Here is an 18,864-nt window from a genome sequence, read left to right as displayed (position 1 = left end):
TGCTTACAGGTAAAGTCGTCGCGGATTGTTAACAAGCACCGCATCCGCCGCCTCGGGGTCGCCGCAGACCTCTTCGACAAAGGCGAGGAGCTTTGAATCATCCGGCACGTCGCCTTGAATGTTCGGATGCGGCCAGTCACTGCCCCAGATTGCCCGCTCCGGCGCTGCCGCGAGCAACCCCCGAACGTGAGGAAGCGCTCGGGACCACGGCTCGTTCGACCCACTCATCATGCGGTCGATACCGGAGAGCTTTATCCAACGGCGCTCGTTATCAAGGTATCTGCGCAGAGCCACAAGCCCATCTCTGTCCATCTCGAGAGCAGGGTCGGGACGTGACATATGGTCAATTACCAACGTGGTACGCAAACTCCGCCAACTGTCGAGAATGGGCAGAATCTGCCCGAGCTTGCCGTGAAGCAGGACGTGCCAACCTCTTGAGCCCACACGCTCCGCCAGCGCCTTGAGTTCGCTTATGTTCTGCCCTTCGGCGAGGTGCCCCATGAAATTGAATCGGACACCACGAACCCCTCCGGCGTGGAGCGCCTCCAACTGACTGTCGCTTTCCGAGCCGTTGAGCAGCGCTACGCCTTTATATCGGCCCCCAGTGACGGCAATCGCGTCGAGTAGCGCGGAATGGTCTGTCCCGTAGCAGGCTGCTTGAACCAAGACACCGTGGGAAATGCCCAACTTTCGATGCATTTCGAGAAGTGCAGCCATCGGTGCGGCTGCGGGCCGATACACTGCGCTTTCTGGAAGCGGGAAATCGTCCCACGGTCCATAGATATGCGTGTGGCAATCCCACCGGCCACCGTTCACGTGGAGGCTGTCCATCAGTCGCACCGTGCCGTCATGCCGCCATCTACGACGATTTCCGTGCCAGTGACAAAGCGAGCCTCGTCGGAAGCAAGGAACAACGCGGCGTTTGCCGTATCGCGGCCGTCACCCATGAAGCCCAACGGAATGCGCGCGACCCGGGTCTCCAACAACTTGTCTACGTCGCCGCCCGTTCGCTGACCCGCCAGCCGAGCTTCCACCATCGGCGTGTGCAGTTGGCCCGGGACCACGGTGTTCACACGGATGCCCTTCTTTGCGTACTCGACCGCGACCACCTTGCCCAGTTGAATCACGCCAGCTTTGCAGGCTGCATAGGCGACTTGCGCCGAGCCCGTCCAGCGGATACCGGAGGTCGATGCGGTGTTGACGATTGAACCGCTGCCTTGCGCTTCCATTACGGGAAGGACGTGCTTGCAAGTGAGGTAGACACTTTTCAGATTGAAGGCAACCTGAGCGTCCCACGCCTCTTCGGAGAGTGCAACGGGTCCGCCGGCCGCCGAGCCGCCAACGTTGTTCACCAGAACGTCGACGCTACCGTACTTCTCGCGACATGCCTCGACCATCGCCCGAACTGCGTCCGAGTCCGTGACGTCGCAACCGTAAGCCGTGATGTCGCCACCGACTTCGCGCACGCGCCGCACGGTTTCTTCCATCGCGTCCGGGTTTTTGTCGACAGCGAAGATGCGGGCGCCTGCTTGGGCGAAGAGCACCGCAACCGCGCGGCCGTTTCCCCATCCAGTGCCGACGCAGCCCGCGCCGGTGACAATGGCGACTTTTCCATTAAGGCGTCCTGAATTCACGCCATTCACGAGATTTTGCGAAGTTTCCACTTGAAGTTCCTCAGTTCGATTCTTGGGGGAGTTCCGGTGTTGCGCCTTCTGGCGGCGGCACTTCGAACACTTTGATGGTCATCGAAATCAACGTGTAGTAGCCGGCAATGCCAACCAGGTCGACTACGCCATCCTTGCCGATTTCGTTCACGAGCTCTTGGTAGAGAGTGTCGGGAACTTTGCGCTGTTCATGCAGTTCGGTGAGAAAGGCGAACATCAGTTCCTCATCCCGTTTCGCGAAGGGAGGCGCCTTTCCATCACGGATTGCGTCGATGACCTCGTGCGAAACGCCGGCCTCGAGAGCGAAAGGCTTGTGCGCGGCCCATTCGTATTCCGCGAGCCAGTACCGGCCCATGAACATGATGGCAAGTTCCGAGAGACGGGCCGGGAGGCTGCTGTCATACCGACAATAGCGGCCCAAGGCTTGGGAGCGGTCGGCAAGTTGCGGCCGATGCAGCCAAATTGCGAGCGGGCCTCTGACGCCCTTTCGTGGACCATTTGCGATTGCGTCGTAGACGGCGCGCTGCTCAGGGTCGAGTTGCGCCGGGTCGATGGGTGAAAGACGTGTCATTTGGGTCGATTCTCAGTAGTTCAGTGAGACTGGGCAGTCGCAGTGGTTGCAGCGCTCTTGTCTTGCTGGAGGCAGAACCGACGGGGCCTTGCGCCAGTCTCCTGTTCGAAAGCCTTGGCGTCGAATGCACCTTCCCAGCGGGCAATGGTGAATACCGCGAGCGTGTTTCCAACCACATTGACGAGCGCAGTAGCCGTGGCCATTACGCGGTCGATGCCGAACAAAAGACCCAGGCCGCTCAGAGGAAGCGTTCGGACCGATTGGAGCGTTGCTGCAAGCTTCACGAAGGCACCGCCTGCGACGGTCGTACCGCCCTTCGAGGTGAGGCTCAGAATCGCCAGCAATCCAAGCTGCTGCCACAGGGAAAAAGGTGTATCGGTCGCTTGAGCGATAAATCCGATTGCAATCGCCATGTAAATCGACGTGCCGTCGAGGTTGAAGCTGTAGCCGGCCGGGAGAACGAAGCCAACCACCGCCTCGTCGCAACCAGAGCGCTGCAATTTCTCGATGAGTCGAGGCAGTGCTACTTCGCTGGACGCCGTCCCAAAAATCAGCAGCAGTTCGTCGCGAATGAGCCGCAGGATGCTAAAGAAAGGAAGGCCAATCATCCAGCTAATGCTGCCGAGCACACCGAATACGAACAAGAGAGAGGCGGCGTAGTACAGCACGATTACCTTCAGAAGGTACATAAGCGTCACACTACCGTAGCTACCAATCGCTGCTGCCATTGCACCAAAAGCTCCCACCGGCGCGAGTCTCATGATGAAAGCGAGCATGCGAAAGAGAACCGATTGCGCTTCGTCGATACCTCGAAGAAGGACCGAATCCGGGCCGACCGACATGTTGAGTGCGAGACCTGCCAGGAGCGAAATGATTAGAACTTGGACGATGTCGCCCTTTGCGAACGCGTCGACAAGAGTATGGGGAATCAGGCTTAGCAGATAGTCGACGGCCGAGATTCCCCCAGCGCTCGCCGTTGCCTTGACGGCGGCCTGGCTCTCGGCGATGTTCGTTGCATGGAGGCCTGCACCCGGCTGGAACACGTTCACCATCACAAATCCGAGAATCATTGCGACAGTGCTGACCACCTCGAAATAAACGAGGGATTTGACGCCCATCCGTCCGAGCATACGGAGGTCTTTGACGTGTGCGATGCCCTGAACCAGCGTGCAGAAAATGATGGGCGCCAGCATCATCTTGAGCAAGGCAATGAACCCTACTCCGAGAGGCTTCATTGCCACGGCCCAGTCAGGCTTTGCTATCCCTAACACGATTGCGCAAGTCAAGCCGATAAGTACTTGCACATGTAGTTGTTTTAACCGACTCATCTCGTCTCCTAAGTTCGAATCCAATGTCCCTTGAGGTGACCCGTTACCGCGTCATCTGTCCTGGGACCTACACCGAAGTTTTGTCCTGAAAGTGGGAGAAGCGGAGAAGTTCTAGTCCGTGACAGACCCGGCGATACGGCCGCATCGCGAACTACGCCGGTTCGGGTTAAGTTGCCTACAGAGCAACGTCGCCACGCCGGTGAGGGAGTTACCCTCGCGTCTCCGTTCAATTTTTCTAGTTCTGTTCGTTAATCCAGAGCATAGGTGAGGCGCGATTGCTTGACAAAGGCCGAGTTTTGATACCAAGCTATGCCCGGATGGCATAGGACATGAGCATGGACATTCGGGAACTGCGCAGTTTCATCCATGTTGCTCGCGCGGGCAGTTTCAGCCGTGCGGCAGCTGAGTTGTACATCGCCCAGCCTGCGTTGAGCAGGCAAATAGCGAAGCTAGAAGAGGAAATTGGGGTCGAATTGCTGGCGCGTCACGGCCGAGGCGTCCGGCTCACGGCGGCCGGCGCTCGCCTGCTCGAACGAGCCGAAATGATTTCCAACATGGTGAGTGAAACCGGTGAGCACGTCCGCGCGACTGCCGACGAGGAGCGTGGCTACCTAGCCGTCGGACTGCCGCCCACGATGGGAGCCCTCATTGGCGCTGAACTCGTGCGCGATTTTCGCGAAGTGTATCCGCGTGTCGCGCTTCACGTCCGTGAGGGGCAAAGTAGTTCGTTACAAGAGTGGGTGGCCGACCGCCGTGTCGACTTAGCGGTGGTCTATAACCAGCCGCCCTTGGACGCCTTTCAGGTTCGGCCGCTTTTTAGCGAGCCAATGATTCTAATTGCTCCGCCAGGGACGCCGGTTCCAAAGGACGGGTTCCAGATAAGGGACCTCGCCAGCCTACCTCTCATTCTTCCCGGGATGCCGCACAGTAATCGGCGAGTCATTGAACACGCCGCGGTGCAGAACGGCATTCGTCTTCGCGTGGAGCTCGAAGTCGACAGTGTTGCGCTTACGAAAAAACTCGTCAAAACGGGCGTTGGGTATTCGATTCTCACGTCAATCGCGATTCGTGACGAGTTGGCAAGTGGCGAGCTGGTTGCGGAAGCAATTACGCGGCCGTCCATACGGTCGACGGTCGCAATAACTACCCTGCGTGAAAACTCGCTGTCAAGGTTTGCAACCGATTGGATGGCGATGCTTCGACAGAAACTAAAACGGTTCGTCGGTAGCGAACAGTGGAAAGAAGATATTGTCTGGCTCGATAACGACGCAACTGATTTTAGCTAACCCTCGTTGCAGCCAGCCATCACCGCCCGTCGATGTGAATGGGTGAAGAGCCGCCGACGGCTTCTGCCTACCGTGCGCAGTTGCGGTAGCGGAAGCCATCGAGCCTTCTGCCTTCACGCAACGGCGTCGACTTCGCTTGTACTCGTCGCAGGCGGCAGACGCGTCGAGTCTGCGGCTTTCTCTGCTGTCGCTGCCCGAACAGCCCCCGTCGCCGCGACCTTTTTCGCAGCAGCTTTCTTGCTCCCAACCGGCGGTCCTTTCTTCGTCGCGGTCATCGACTTCTTCGCAGCAGCGCTCTTGCTGGCAGATTTCTTCCCGGACGTCGCTGAAGCTTTCTTTGCCGCGCCCTTCTTTGCTGACACCGTCGAAGTCGCCTTCTTCGCGGCCGCTTTCTTTGCGGTCGCAGTCTTGGGCGCGCTTTCCTTGGCATCAAGCGCGTCGGCCGGAGCGCCGTCAATCAGAAACTTGGTCCTGTCTCTGGCTCCCGCAAGCCAAGCCGGCGCTTTCCCACGACCGCTCCATGTCGCCCCTGACTTCGGGTCGCGATATTTCGCAGGCTGAGGACCGCGCGGGTAGTTGCCGGCAGGCTTCGCCGAAGCTTTGTCGGTATTAAGCGTAGTCGTTGCACTGCCATCGATTAGAAACCTGTCTCGAGTTTTCGCACTCACTATCCATGACGGAGCTCTGCCACGACCACTCCACGTCGCCCCCGACTTCGGGTCACGATACAGCGCAGGCTGCGGACCACGAACGTAATTTCCCGGCTTCGCAGTGTCCTTGGCGGCCCCTCCCGTGCCCGGCGAGCTGCCATCAATCAAAAAGCGGTCGCGATTCTTTGCACTCGCAATCCAGCCTGGCGCGCGGCCGTGTCCACTCCATGTGGCTCCGGAATTTGGGTCCCGGTACTTCGCACTCGACATTGCCTTGTCCGAAGCTGACTTGGCCGCCATCTTGGTGCCACGCTTCTTGCCACCAAACGCAGAGCCAAGGTCGTCCATCGTTATTCCGTGGTCTGCCATGAGAGCATGAATGTCGGCAACGACCTTCGCCGATTGTTTCTTGACGATTGCCTCAGCTTGCGACTGCAATTTGGCAATCTTCGCCTGAAGGCTTTGAAGGGTGGCCATGACTTTCCTGTTCACGGTTGTAGTCGACGCACTATGCCATATTCGCAGTAAGAAATGCGAGCGTTAGCGCCTAGAGCGATGCTCTAATGATGGAAAAAGTCGAATCGCGGGCATTCATTGCAACGGTATCGACTAGCGGAAACCAATGAAGCAGTTGCCTCAATACCATCGCTTTATCGCGTTGCATCATGACAAAATAGCGAGCAACTTCATGAAATTTCTCTTGGCGCCATACGCGTCTCGAATGACATCGAGCTCTTTCGCAAATTCAACGTGCTCGCCGAGTTCTCTTCTCAGACTCTGTATCTTGCGCACGATTGCGAATGCCTCATCGTAACGAGCCTTTCGAGTGCCCTGCTCCGCGGCAATTGGCAGCAGGCGGTGATAGAGAGCGATGGCGTCCCGCGGATGGGTCTTCGCTCGGATTGACGCCATCGTTGCCCACAAATTCGTCGCGACCGGTCCGCCGGCGAAAGCTTCCCACGCCTTGTCGTGCTCCTTCGATGCGAGGTGGATTTCGACGATAGCCGTGCGCGACCTCGGGTGATACCAGGCCGACTTATTGACGGCAGCCGAAGCCTCCTTCTTTACAAGCGCCCAAAGAAGGGCGAATGCTCGCTCGCGCGCTTGGTCGACGCTGTGCGTGGCTCGCGCTACCTCCATCAGGGCCGCGAATCCTTCTGCATCTAGTCGCTGCTCGAAGCGCACCCAGGCGTACAAATTCGCTTCGACCGAGTCACCACGACGCAAGTACTCCTGCACGCAAAAATCAAGGAGGCGCCGGTCCCCGTCTTTAAAAGCAGCGAGCCCTTGCCGAGCCCAGTCAAGGCCTTCATCGTATCGTCCATTCTGGGCGCAAATCTCTGCAACAAGCAGATATCGATACGGTGCCGAGAGGTCCTTCTGTCGAATTGCAATCTGTTCGTCCACGTCGCCGTCGAACTCGGCGAGGCTAATGGCTGCCTGTTCGAGCCGAGTTCGATTGCCGTCAAACGACCGGCGAACACCATCTTTCGGCGAAAGGCTCGGAACCTGGCGCCACGCCTCTTCTACAAGCGCTCGATAGCGCCGCATTCCTTGTTCGCCCAACGGTTCGGCGTACTTGGGTAAAACGTCGTAGAACGTGTCCCACGCTCCCTCAGATTGATATCGGAACAAGCGGTCCGCGAGCTTCACCGGGTCGGGAGATGTCTGCTCGCACGCTTCGAGATGAACTGCTGCCAACTCGAGGATACCTGGCATCACATCGCCGTTGCGGTCGTCAATCTGCTCGAGACTTTTCTCCGCACCTGCGACGGCTAACTCGGCGAGCTCAACTACTTGAGAAGCTGCTGGACCTTGGAGTCGTTGGCGAAGCGCGTCGGCGAGCGAAAATAGTCCGTCGCCGTATGCACCAGACTCACGCCAATCGAGTGGCCGGCCGATTCTCGTCGCATCCCTCACGGCCGCTTTCATGCTGGGCAAGTCGTTAGCGCTGGCTGCTCGGGCAGCGAAAAGGAGTTTGTCGCGCAACACCATGTCGCGTTCAACCGCATCGAGCAGCAGTTCGCGCATAGCGTCGTCGCTCAAGGTCGCGACGTACTCACTGATAAGTTCCTCAGACGTCTTGCGCTTCTTTCGGTGCTTCGCAGGGGCAGAATCGTCAGCATGAAAAACCTCTGCGCCGGAGTTCTCGAGCCAGGAGAGAGCAACTGCGACGAGATGCTTGCAGAATGCGCCTGACTGCCCAACCGGACAATCGCAAGTGTAGGCAAGCTCTTCGTCGAGGCCGACCTTCAGTTCGACGCTGTAGCGGTTTGTGCCGTTGACGTTTGCACGCAAAACCCCTTCGCGCTCGTCGAGTCGAGATACGGCTCCATCATGGAAGTACGCACGCCCGCGAGCAAATGTCTTCACATCCGAAAGAGATTGCACCTCGTCCAAGGTTAGAAGGTCGCTGAGCTGAGTTTTGCTATTCATATCCCTCAATACGAAAGTGGTCACCAACGGATGCTAGTAGTCAGGTCGCGCCTTTATAGCGGCGCGCATCCTGAGCGCATCCGCCCATTTTTACAGGGTAATCGGCATGCGTACATCGCGATGGTGAAAATGGTCCACACCCAAGCCAGTCCGATGAAAGCTGACACGGCAGGCGCTGGCTGCGACAGCTAGAAGCGAACGCCCCATATGAGCCAGCCAAACGTCATTGCTCGTGCGGTGGAGCGGGCGCTGCCCCATTGCGCGGCTTTTCAGTTCATTGCCCGCGAGTCGTTTTCGTCCCCATATGGCTTCGAACCAGGCGTCGGTTAGGTTCTGGCCACGTTGGTTTGACGCCGAACATACATATGAATAGACTTCGCCTTCGCGCATCGCAACGCAGGTCCCATGATTAACACTCCCGAAGTTTCCGCATCAGAAAGCTTGGCGCTGGACATTCCCGTGCCGCCACGCGACTTTGGGTCGACTCGACGCATGCTCATTGCGGCGCTCTTAGCCTCAATCGTTACGCCCCTACTTTTCTTAGCCGCGTACGGAATCTTCGGCTATCAGAACCGCGTCTCCGATTCGTCTGAAGGAATAGACCGTTTGTCGCGAGTTGCAGAGGAACAGGCGGTTAAAGTCCTCGATGTCACGAGTGAGATGTCGCTACGCGTAACGGCGCAGCTCGCGCAAGACGGAGACACGGAAATTCGCAAGCGACAGTTGGCGCTCCATAATTTCCTGGCAGACATCGTGCGGCGCCTGCCTTCCGTTGCCGCCATCGCAATTTTCGGACGCACGGGAACCCTACTGGCGAGTAGTAGTGTCTACCCCGCTGGGTTTCAGTCGCTCGGCGCGTCCCCAGTTCTATTGTTCGCACATCATGACGATGAAACGAGCGCGACCATTTCCGAGCAGGAGCAAATCTCCGACCCCTTAGCGAATGTTTTCAACATATCGCTGCCCCGATACGACACGAGCGGACATTTACTTGGCGTCCTGGTAGTCTCGCTTCGGCGCGAGTACTTCCAGTCGTTTTACGAGCGGCTCACCACGCACGACAGGGCATTGACTGTCGGCCTGTTTCGAAGCGACGGCACCACTCTCGTTCGTATCCCTGCCCCTAGCGCGCGACGAGCGCCGACGAGAAATCAACCTCTGCTGGACGCCATGCGGTTCAATCGTGAAGGTGGACGGCTCAAGATTTTCTCGGTTCTCGACGGGGTCGAGAAGCTCTTGGTCTACCGGCGGGTTGGTGGCTATCCGCTTTATGTGACCGCCGGTATCCCTGTCTCGACGGTGACCTACAGATGGTTGAGACACGACGGTTTCATCGCAATTGCAACGTTGGTCCCGTGCGTCGGTATTTGGATTCTGGTCTTGTTCAGTTTGCACCGTCTGAAGCGAGAACGGACTGCGTGGGAGCGCTGGAAAGCCGAATTTGGAATGCGCGTCTCCGCAGAAACCACGAGCCGACAAATGCGGCGCATGGGTGCACTTGGTAATCTGGTCGCAAACGTAGCGCACGACTTCAACAATCTCCTTATGGTCGTCAAAGCCAATATGGAGCTGGCACGCCGAAAAAACTTCAATGACCTAGAGAGGGAGGTTGTCGCGGTCGAGCGAGCATCGGCTACGGCCGAGGTCTTGGCAAGGCGGCTGCTCAGTGTCGCGCGCAAGCAGCCGCTACGCCAGGAACTGATTGACGTCCGAGATTGGATTGAGCAAGAAGCATCGCTGATTCAGACGTCGCTCAGCGACCGCGTCCGCTTGCGAATCACATCTCCAGCGGAAATCTGGTCGACGTACGTTGACCCGACCGAATTGCAATCAGCATTGATAAACCTCGCCGTTAATGCCAAGGATGCCATGCCGAACGGCGGTGACTTCACTATTCGCTGTGAGAACGTCACGCTCGACCACGCGAAACGAAGTCTGAAGCCAGGAGAGTATGTTGTTATCGCTTGTTCCGATTCTGGCGTAGGCATGCCTTCCGCCGTCGCGCAACGCGCATTCGAGCCACTGTTCACGACGAAAGCTGCCAGTGCAGGTACGGGCCTCGGCCTAGCACAGGTCATGACAATGTGTGAGCAGGCTGGAGGGACCGCCCGTATCGTGAGCGCGGAAGGCGAAGGGACCACCGTTTCTCTCATTCTTCCGCGCGCATTGGGAGAGGCCGACGCTAAGGCGACAGTAGCACCCGCACAAGCATCTTCCGTCGCGGAAGCAATCAAAGGTTCCGTTTTGCTGGTTGAGGATAACGAGGAAGTAGCTGCTGGACTCTCGGCCGTACTTGAGGTCTTCGGCTGGGAATCTCGGCACGAGCTCACGGGAGATGCAGCGTTAGGATTGTTGGAAGACGGAGCAACTTTCGACCTCATCCTCTCCGACATACAAATGCCTGGAATGAACAACGGAATTGACGTCGCGGAGAAAGTGCGACGGAGGTGGCCGAAGCAAGCTATCGCGCTGATGACCGGTTATGCAGATGAATTTGAGCGAGCGAAAAACGCTGGCGTAACGATTCTGTCCAAGCCGTTCAACATTGATGACCTTCAAGCGCTATTGCATAACGTGAGTCCCGCAATTAGGTAGACCTCGTGGTCCAGCCCAACCGTCGGAACATTCGCTCTAGCCCAAAAAATCAATCGACGTAGCCGAGGTGAGATTTGGTACTCGTGTTCACAAGTCTACGAACGGTCATGCGTGGATTTTGCGACCTGGGCCGCCGTTACCGAGTGCATCCGTCCACCTGCACGATACAGAGGCACAAAAATCTATTTTATAAACGTTGCCCCCCGCCGACACGGGAATTCCACACAGCTACTCATCGGCCCGTCGACTTGGCGACAATATTTTGAGAACCCCCGTCAATGTCCCGCCGAGAATTTCCCTCGAAAGCCCTCGGTCTGAGACAGCTCGCGACAACGCGACCGCCCCAACACAAGCACTCAACACAAGAAGTGCGTCGCTGCGCGTCGAAGCAGTCTCGTGAGCGAGTGACGCTTGCGAAATCAAGTCAACAATCTTGCGTACCTCCGTTGACACGACCTCCCTCACTCCACTAGGGCTACGACCCACGTCATTGACTAGCGCCGATATGGGACATCCCTTAACGAGGTTGTCGCTGTGCGATTCCGACAAGTAGGAGCGCATCGCTTGGGAGGCCGAGACGGGAATGGTCGATTCCCATGACTCGATGTCTTTTAATGCGTTCTTGAATGCCTCCACGACAAGTTCGTCGCGCGAGGAGAAATGCTTGTAAAAGCCGCCGACTGTAAGACCAGCCTCTTTCATCACGTCAGCGATGCTGACGCCATCGATTCCTCGTTCGCGAAACCGCTTCGCCGCGATATCGACGACTCGCTGATGCGTCGCTAGTTTTTCGGTTTGCGAGTGCCCCATATTGTTCCCTTATGTCTCGTTTAGCGGTGGTTCTCGGTCGGGTCGCCATTGATGCACGTTCGACAATTGTGACTTGCGGCGTGCTACGCCCTCGACATCAGGATTATATCTATAATCCTGATAAGTCTGCTGGTGACGACACTGACGTCGACGTTGAGCCTTGAAGGCCCGCGTCCATATATGTGCATATGCACGCACGAAATGGGTCGTCCGGTAGTGGACGACAACGGAAAACGTCCGAACTTGACCTCTGAAGGGTAAGGAGAAGCATGATGAAGCAACGCAAGATTTTGGTAACGGCGGCAGCCGGAAAGACGGGTGTTCATGTCGTTCGGAACCTCCTCGACAGTGGCCATGCAGTCCGCGCCCTTGTCCGCAGCGAAGATGAGCGTAGTGATGCGCTTCGTCGCGCCGGCGCACACGTCATTACTGGAGATTTGCTTTCGCATGACGATGCCATACGGGCGGCAGAAGGCACTGACGGCGCATACCTGTGTTTCCCCGTTCGTCCAGGATTCATTCAAGTGACCGCTTACTTCGCCGACGCCGCGCGTCGTGCGGGACTCGACGTGGTCGTGAATATGTCGCAGATTTCAGCGCGAGAAGACGCTAAAAGCAACGCCGCTCGAGACCATTGGATTGCGGAGCGCGTGCTCGACTGGTCAGGGGTGCCCACCGTGCATGTCAGGCCAACGTTCTTTTCCGAGTGGCTCGTGTTTCCTTGGGTACGGGACACGATTGTGCGCAACGGAGAGATTGCGCTACCCTTCGGTGGTGGCAAGCACGCGCCCATCACCGCCGAAGACCAGGCGCGCTTCATCGCCACTGTGCTCTCGAATCCCAGTGGTCACATCGGGAAGTCGTATGAGCTATGCGGTCCGACTCAAATGACGCAAGCTGAAATCGCCGGCGTCATGAGTGATGTGCTCAAGCGGAAAATCGTCTATAACCCGACGACTCTTGATGGGTACCACGAGCATCTGAGCCACTACGACCTGCCGGACTTCATGATTCAGCACTTCATCCAGGTCGCGGTCGATTACCAGAACGGTGTGTTCGAAGGAACGGATACCGTTATCCAGCAGATAACTGGAACGGCGCCGCAGACTGTTGAACAATTCGTGACGTCGAATCGCGCGGCGTTCGACCGAGCCAGAGATAACTAACCATGGTGACCGACCGATGGTGGGCTTGGTCGTAAAAAGTCAAACTCCGTCGGCCGACAGGAGCGGTTACCATCGGAAAACGTGTAAGCGACTATCGCAATACTAAAGCGGAAAATAACCCCTTCTCTGACTGCTCGAGGTTGCCTCTCGGGAGACGCGAGCTATCTCCTGTGCGCGGTGGTCGCAACAGCTGCCCCGAGGTACTGCAGACTTCTCCTCGCAGGCGGTGAACGGAAACGGCAAGGGCACCTTTTCGTACACGATTTTCTATCCAACCGAAACGACGGCAGAATCAAGATACGACAAAGACCTCTTACGCGTCCCGCTATGACCCTGAAGCGCAACGACGGTGGCGCGCGACGCTCGACGCTCGACGCTCGACGCTCGACGCTCGACGCCCACATTTTCGAGACAAGGACTTTGATTGCCAAGCAGCGAGAGCGCGTTGCGAGCGGCCGAACAGTTGACTACCCAGATTCGCGAGCTTTGTTGGCAGCTCTCGAAGAGAGTCTAATGGCCTTGATGAATTTCAGACGCGTAGCTTTGATGCGAAATGGCCGAGCAAAATGAACCCGCAAAGCATCAGCGACTTATGCCTTGGCCGCGCCCGCTCCGTCGCGTTGGTTTTCATAGCAAGTCGCGTCCGAGCCGCAAACGATTTTCGACGACTCACCTGGCCCTACTCAACAAATCAAGAACGAGTACGGCCAAGGCCGCTCGAAGCCGAGAGTACCTTCCCGTCCAAGTTGTTTTCGTGACGCTTCGCTTCTCGTTGACGCAGCCTCGCGCGAGGGTGAGACGGGCCCCCGCGTCATGAGAATCAATCCAATGCGCGAGGAATACTGCTTGAAACCGTTGATGATTCTAGTCTTGGGTAAGGTACGAGAACCCATTTTGTCTTATGTATTAAAGACCGACATAGAGGTTGAAAAGGTAGAAACGACCGCATCAGAAAGATGAGCGTCGCAATGAGGTATTTAACTGCTTGACACTCACGCCCACTTGGACAAAAAATGCACCTATCGTTTTGATAAGAGAACTTTACCTTAACTTCTCATTGCAGCGAGCTCCGCCTGACGCGAACCGCATGTTTTCTTTGCACTGCGCGTGTTTTCTTTTATATTTTCGCGTAGCATTCCTAATATATAGAACCACGCTCGGCTCGGTATCGATTCCGGAAGATGATAGAAGACATCGAAATTTAACTTGGAGCGAAGTATGGAGACAGGGACAGTAAAGTGGTTCAACGACGCCAAGGGATATGGTTTCATCACGCCTGATGACGGCGGAGATGACCTTTTCGCTCACTTTTCGGAGATTAGAATCGAGGGATTTAAGACGTTATCAGAGAACCAAAAAGTCAGCTTCGAGGTAAAGCAGGGACCCAAAGGTAAGCAGGCGGGAAACATTCATCCTTTGTAGCCACGCTGGCAAGTGGCGCAACGACTGACTGCTCGACAATAGGCTCAAAGGTTCTCACGCTTCTCTTCTATGTCCGGCTCGCCGCCTCACAAAAGAGCCGCTTGCGAAGAACGGAGCCAACGTGACCTACGGCTGTTATACAGTACGTGTTCGTTCTCATGCTCGAGAATCATTCTTATGACAGCGTCTTTGGGTGTTCGAACCTCATGGACATGACGCCCGCTGGCGAGGCCTCTGCCGTCGATACCGAAGGACTTCCTAACATGGCGGTCATTTTTGGCCTCGTGCAATCTTTTGAGACGCCAGTTCAATCACCTCGCTGAGAGCTGACGCCGGGACCGGCTTGGTCAGATGAGCGTCAAAACCCGCGTCCGCAGTGCGTTGCTTATCTTCCTCAAGTCCGAGCCCGGTCACTGCCACGATGGTCATATCGCGATTGTTCAGTGTCTCGCGCATTAAACGAATGGCTTCATATCCTGACATCGTGGGCATTGAAAGGTCTAGGAGAACGAGGTCGGGCTGAAAAGCTGCGGCTGTTTGGACCGCGTTATGTCCATCGAATGCGGTACGCACTGCATGTCCGTCCACCTCAAGCAGCGCTGCCATGCTCTGCGCTGACTCGCGGTTATCGTCAACAACGAGAACTCTCAATGTACGCGTCTGCTCTTGTGGTCGAGAACGACGAGGCTTCGACAGCGAAGCTTCAGATTTCGCCGAGAGCGGGAGGTGGATTCTGAAAACCGCTCCTCGCCCAGGCCCGTCACTCTCTGCCGTGATGCTGCCCCCGTGCAACTCCACGATAGAGCGAGCGATTGTCAATCCGATGCCGAGACCGCTGTCGTCCTGTATCGTTCCGGGTTTGTGCTCTTGGAAGAAGAGAGCGAAGACCGACTCAAGGTTGTCTTTCGCAATGCCGCGTCCCGGGTCTTCGACCGAAAGCGCGCACGACTGGCGCTCATGCGTCAGAGTCAGATTTATTCTCGAACCGACTGGCGAAAATTTGCTCGCGTTGTCCAATACATTAAAGACCGCTTGCGTCAGTCGTACCAAGTCTCCTGATACCCTCAGCGGTGCGCTTGCTAAGTCGACCACCAAGGACTGCCTTTTTCCATCAATCTTGGGCAGGACGTTCTCAGCAGCACGCTCTACAACGGCTCTCATGTCAAGCGGTTGCAAATACACTCGAACTTTCCCGGTTGTTAGGCGAGCGACGTCGAGCAAGTCGTCGACCAGCCTGGTCAGATGCGAAACCTGTGGTCCGAGCACGCCCTTCGCGTATTCAAAGATTTCTCTCGGAGGGGAGTCAAAGCGCTCGAGCAAGTTCACGATGTTCTGAATCGGCGCGAGCGGATTGCGAAGCTCATGGCCTAACAGCGCAAGAAACTCGTACATTCGGTGGCGCGATGCCTCGAGTTCTTCGAGCTTATGCCGCTCTGTCATGTCACGAGTTACCTTAGCGAAGCCAATTATCTTGCCCGTCCCATCCTTTACCACCGAAATTACCACGCTAGCCCAAAAGACTGAACCATCTTTGCGAACCCTCCACCCTTCTTCCAGGCAATGGCCCGAGGCGCGCGCTCGCTTAAGGTTCGCTTCCGGAACACCCTGTTGGACTTTGTCGTCCGGATAAAAGACTGAAAAATGCTTACCGATAATCTCCTCGGCAGCGTAGCCCTTCAGACGTTCGGCTCCCGTATTCCAGCTCGTAACGATGCCGGCTTCGTCCAGGCTAAAAATCGCGTAGTCGACCACTGCATCCACGAGCAAGGCGAACGTCATGCGTTCCGCCGCAATCTGGTCATGAGGGGCCGCGGTGTCTCGTGCTAGTCTTTTGTTCGGCATCGCGGCGTCCGCGTTCGGAAACATAAACTCGCCGGGAATTGAATCGTCACCGTCCGGCATCGGAAAGCAGCCAGATAGCAGTGCAATTTCCGTTCCTGACGGTCGTTCTCGCTGGCGCGTGCGGCGGTTCTCGCCTATGGATGCGCTATCGCCAAACAGCGCCTGTCGGAAGACCGGTTTTTGTGCGTCGGGCTTTTTGCCTGAGCGGGAATCGTGCGCCTTCTCGCCCGGCGCCCTCACTTTCACACTCGCTGCTTTTCGTCGAACCCTGACCATCGGTCGACCGATACGCGTTGCTCGCATGCGCTAGCAGAGCGACCTCCTGAGTCTCCTACATACCGTCGCCGGTGTCAGCGGTCGGGCGGCCGCTCAACGGAGCTTAGAACGATTGGCGGATACGTGAGGATTCGGCTGCAGGCTAGGCATGTTGTTATGGCGACCGCCACTCTTTGAGATTTCGGGGGAGACGCACAAATCGCGTAGGTACGATAGAAGCCGGTCGGGCGACGCGCCCTTTCTGAAATATCCGTTGAAGAGCGCCCCTTCGCTGCTTCGCGCGACGAACTCCGCGTCTTTCGCTGTGTACGCGCAAATGAACGTCTCGGTCGAATTGGGATATCCGCGGATGGCACGCGCAGTCGCAAAGCCGTCTCGCTGCGGCATCATCAAGTCAAGCAAAACCACGTCTGGCGACCAACGTCGAATTATTTCAAGAGCCTCAGCGCACCCCCCTGCTACTCTTGTTCGCAGCCCCTCTAACGATAGACATTCGGCAGTGGCGACGGCCGCCCCTCGGTAGTCGTCGACAATGAGCACCCGCTCTAAAACCTCGACTCGACGGTGCGTCCAGTTTCCCCTTTCGGTTACCATCGCGTCCCCTCACCAGTCCACATGGGAAGACCAGATTATGCAAGCAGGCGTCACGGTCGAATGCCGTCAACCGCACGCTAATGACCATCGACAGCGCCCGTTCAAAGTTTGTTTCTGGGTCGAGCTTCTGGCGGTGATAACGACGGATGGCGCGAATCGAGGAAGCCCTTAAGCAAACCCGACCAGTTTCGCCTGCAAAGTGCAATGCTGACGCCCCTCAGTTGGACGAAGAACGTAGAAACCGTTACGGCGCTCTTCTCTAACCGTTCAATTCACTTGAGGTCCATATGCTCGAGTCCGGCCATCGGTACGTCAGGTTCTCTCGACGGTCCATTCGGCGCTCGCCCCCCAGGTGTCTTGCGGTGCGACCCAGCGATTATCGTTAGGTAGGCCATCGCGAACGAGTCGTGCGGCCCATGCCACGATGCCCTAACGGGCGACCAACGCCACGCCTGAAGTCCCGCACTTACTGCCCATAGCAGGTGCAAAGGGGGCGTTTCGGCCTGACAAGCGTTCCTCCTACCAGCGCCGGCGGCAAAGCACTCGCCTCACCGCCGCGCCCTTTGATTAGCCTGCCGACACCTCAATCCTTCGCGGCTTCGCTTCTTCGCGTCGGGGAATCGTCAGCGTCAGCACGCCGTCCTTTAACGACGCTTTAACTTTCGACGTATCGAAATCCTCGCTGACCGTGAAGGTGCGAGAAAAATAAGGCGCGCGTATTTCGGTGTGGGCAAGCTGTAGGTTCGCCGGCACCGGGACCACCGATTCTGCATCGATGGTCAGGCTTCCGTCATGAACCTTCACTTCCAGCTTCTCTCTCGAGACGCCTGGGAGGTCGGCCCAGAGGGTCACCCCGTGGCCATCTTCGATAATGTCAACAGCGGGCGTCGATGTTTGGCGCCGGCGCGCGTCCGCGGCGTCTCGACGAGCAATGCCGCTTTGGTCGCGTTCGGTGATTTCTGTGTTGTCGCTCATGACGTCACCTCATTGAACAGTAACCGAACGTGGCTTGGACATCTCTCGCTTGCCGACTGAGATGAGGAGACACCCGTCGACATACCTCGCGTGAACATTGTCCGGGTCTGCTTGTTGAGGAAGCTCGATAACCCGGCGGAAAACCCCGGAGAAGCGCTCTTGGGCATACTGTCGGGAACCCTCCTGCGGTTGTTCATAGCCCGTCTTTCGTTCACCCGCAATGGTGAGTAGTCCCTTGTCGACAGACACGTCCAGTTTGCTCGTGTCCAGACCGGGCGCGAACGCAACGATTTCGACCGTGTTCTCAGTCGACCCGACGTTGATTTGCGGAAACATCCCGGCTCTTGTCGAACGAAGACTGGTGGGGAACCCGCCGAACAGACTGGACATTTGGCGCTGTAGCCGGTCCAGTTCACTGAAGAGGTCGGGTCCAATGAAGGCATCACTCATTTTCGCTCTCCTCTCGCGGCATGACGGGCTGCTACATTTCCAGCAGGCCCTCGTGCCCGCGACCAATTAAGTTGAAGCACGCCGCGTATGCGCGACTGCCGTGCAACGCGAAATATAGGAGCTGGCTGAGGCATTTCAAGGGCCCATTCCATCAAATTTTTAGGTCTTGAAAAGCGGTCTGCGGCCCATATCATCCGCGCACCTGGACTACGTGGAGAACAGTCATGGAATTCGACACTGATTGGCGCACGCTTGGCAAACATCGCATTCGGCTTCGTTCGGTCAAAGGGTTCCCGACGGAAGTCATGCACCAACTGGCAGATGTGACGCGACTAGCCGTTGACAACAACATGAGCGCACGGGCGCGCATCGTCGACATCGTATTTAGCGAAGACAAATCCTACGACATTACTGTAGGTTCGACCTTGCCGGAAGACCGCATCTGCGCGCCGCAACTCGAAGCTGCCGTCGCGGCGGTCATGGGATTGATACCTGAGAAAGTCAACATCTTCGTGCAGACCGTGTCACAGGACGAGGTCGACTTACACTTCGGCGTGTACGAAAGAATGCTCGCGGAGAAGTTCGGCGCCATCCCGCCGCTACAGTGACATAAGAGCGGATTTATATCCGACCACGCCGATTATTCGTGCCCGTTTATTGACTCGTGATTGACGCTTTACTAAATTCGACTTCGCAGAAGCAGTGATGTCGCGACACCGCCGGCCGACTAGACGGGCGGCGGTCGTGGCATCGCAGATGTGCAGTGGGTAACGCGATAACTCAGTCCGTTAAAGACCGG

The 18,864-nt window shown here is 57.0% G+C and carries 16 protein-coding genes; 5 read left to right on the top strand and 11 right to left on the bottom strand.

Features of this window, described 5'->3' with window-relative positions; all coding sequences use genetic code 11:
- Window positions 1-3 precede the first annotated feature (3 nt).
- Genes AC1Z32_RS16330 through AC1Z32_RS16315 form a run of 4 tightly spaced genes read right to left on the bottom strand, consistent with a single transcriptional unit; the run spans window position 4 to window position 3,563 of the window.
- The gene (locus AC1Z32_RS16330) at window positions 4-831 is read right to left on the bottom strand and encodes an amidohydrolase family protein (RefSeq protein ID WP_483479616.1); all 828 of its coding nucleotides are present in this window, start codon (window positions 829-831) and stop codon (window positions 4-6) included.
- Window positions 831-1,664, bottom strand: coding sequence for an SDR family NAD(P)-dependent oxidoreductase (locus tag AC1Z32_RS16325; protein ID WP_483479615.1), 834 nt, complete (start codon window positions 1,662-1,664; stop codon window positions 831-833). Before AC1Z32_RS16325 ends, AC1Z32_RS16330 begins: the two co-directional genes overlap by 1 nt.
- A gap of 10 nt (window positions 1,665-1,674) precedes the next feature.
- Window positions 1,675-2,235, bottom strand: a complete 561-nt coding sequence (locus AC1Z32_RS16320) for a carboxymuconolactone decarboxylase family protein (protein WP_483479614.1) — start codon at window positions 2,233-2,235, stop codon at window positions 1,675-1,677.
- 20 nt (window positions 2,236-2,255) lie between these two features.
- Window positions 2,256-3,563: a cation:dicarboxylate symporter family transporter gene (locus AC1Z32_RS16315; protein ID WP_483479613.1), complete on the bottom strand. Its 1,308-nt coding sequence runs from the start codon at window positions 3,561-3,563 to the stop codon at window positions 2,256-2,258.
- Between the two features lie 335 nt (window positions 3,564-3,898).
- Here AC1Z32_RS16315 and AC1Z32_RS16310 point away from each other — a divergent pair, with 335 nt between their 5' ends.
- Window positions 3,899-4,849 carry a LysR family transcriptional regulator gene (locus tag AC1Z32_RS16310; RefSeq protein ID WP_483479612.1) on the top strand — a complete coding sequence of 317 codons (951 nt, stop codon included), beginning with the start codon at window positions 3,899-3,901 and terminating at the stop codon, window positions 4,847-4,849.
- A 113-nt stretch (window positions 4,850-4,962) separates the two neighbouring features.
- Here AC1Z32_RS16310 and AC1Z32_RS16305 read toward each other — a convergent pair whose 3' ends face one another.
- Both AC1Z32_RS16305 and AC1Z32_RS16300 read right to left on the bottom strand, forming a co-directional pair.
- On the bottom strand, window positions 4,963-5,976 hold the full coding sequence (locus tag AC1Z32_RS16305) for an H-NS family nucleoid-associated regulatory protein (RefSeq protein ID WP_483479611.1): 1,014 nt from the start codon (window positions 5,974-5,976) through the stop codon (window positions 4,963-4,965).
- A 186-nt stretch (window positions 5,977-6,162) separates the two neighbouring features.
- Window positions 6,163-7,935, bottom strand: coding sequence for an SWIM zinc finger family protein (locus AC1Z32_RS16300; RefSeq protein ID WP_483479610.1), 1,773 nt, complete (start codon window positions 7,933-7,935; stop codon window positions 6,163-6,165).
- A 405-nt stretch (window positions 7,936-8,340) separates the two neighbouring features.
- Between AC1Z32_RS16300 and AC1Z32_RS16295 the strand changes: the two genes are divergently transcribed.
- The gene (locus AC1Z32_RS16295) at window positions 8,341-10,530 is read left to right on the top strand and encodes a hybrid sensor histidine kinase/response regulator (protein ID WP_483479609.1); all 2,190 of its coding nucleotides are present in this window, start codon (window positions 8,341-8,343) and stop codon (window positions 10,528-10,530) included.
- 228 nt (window positions 10,531-10,758) lie between these two features.
- On the opposite strand, the gene AC1Z32_RS16290 is transcribed toward AC1Z32_RS16295, so the two are convergent.
- On the bottom strand, window positions 10,759-11,340 hold the full coding sequence (locus AC1Z32_RS16290) for a TetR/AcrR family transcriptional regulator (RefSeq protein ID WP_483479608.1): 582 nt from the start codon (window positions 11,338-11,340) through the stop codon (window positions 10,759-10,761).
- Window positions 11,341-11,612: 272 nt separating this feature from the next.
- Between AC1Z32_RS16290 and AC1Z32_RS16285 the strand changes: the two genes are divergently transcribed.
- On the top strand, window positions 11,613-12,506 hold the full coding sequence (locus tag AC1Z32_RS16285) for an NAD(P)H-binding protein (RefSeq protein ID WP_483481653.1): 894 nt from the start codon (window positions 11,613-11,615) through the stop codon (window positions 12,504-12,506).
- A gap of 1,218 nt (window positions 12,507-13,724) precedes the next feature.
- A complete protein-coding gene (locus AC1Z32_RS16280; protein ID WP_483479607.1) occupies window positions 13,725-13,928 on the top strand; it encodes a cold-shock protein in 204 nt (67 codons plus the stop codon).
- 270 nt (window positions 13,929-14,198) lie between these two features.
- Here AC1Z32_RS16280 and AC1Z32_RS16275 read toward each other — a convergent pair whose 3' ends face one another.
- The 4 genes from AC1Z32_RS16275 to AC1Z32_RS16260 all read right to left on the bottom strand — a co-directional run bounded on the left by AC1Z32_RS16275 (window position 14,199) and on the right by AC1Z32_RS16260 (window position 18,065).
- Window positions 14,199-16,016 (bottom strand): hybrid sensor histidine kinase/response regulator, encoded by a 1,818-nt coding sequence (locus AC1Z32_RS16275; protein WP_483479606.1) that lies wholly within the window; start codon window positions 16,014-16,016, stop codon window positions 14,199-14,201.
- Between the two features lie 123 nt (window positions 16,017-16,139).
- On the bottom strand, window positions 16,140-16,640 hold the full coding sequence (locus AC1Z32_RS16270) for a response regulator (protein WP_483479605.1): 501 nt from the start codon (window positions 16,638-16,640) through the stop codon (window positions 16,140-16,142).
- Window positions 16,641-17,207: 567 nt separating this feature from the next.
- Window positions 17,208-17,615, bottom strand: a complete 408-nt coding sequence (locus AC1Z32_RS16265; protein ID WP_483479604.1) for an Hsp20/alpha crystallin family protein — start codon at window positions 17,613-17,615, stop codon at window positions 17,208-17,210.
- Window positions 17,616-17,624: 9 nt separating this feature from the next.
- Window positions 17,625-18,065 (bottom strand): Hsp20/alpha crystallin family protein, encoded by a 441-nt coding sequence (locus tag AC1Z32_RS16260; protein ID WP_483479603.1) that lies wholly within the window; start codon window positions 18,063-18,065, stop codon window positions 17,625-17,627.
- Window positions 18,066-18,289: 224 nt separating this feature from the next.
- Here AC1Z32_RS16260 and AC1Z32_RS16255 point away from each other — a divergent pair, with 224 nt between their 5' ends.
- Window positions 18,290-18,673, top strand: a complete 384-nt coding sequence (locus AC1Z32_RS16255) for a hypothetical protein (RefSeq protein WP_483479602.1) — start codon at window positions 18,290-18,292, stop codon at window positions 18,671-18,673.
- Window positions 18,674-18,864 lie beyond the last annotated feature (191 nt).

The organism is Caballeronia sp. 11_S32, from assembly GCF_056930355.1.
The sequence above is the reverse complement of the archived record's forward strand: the minus strand, read 5'-3'. Positions and strand labels throughout refer to the sequence as shown.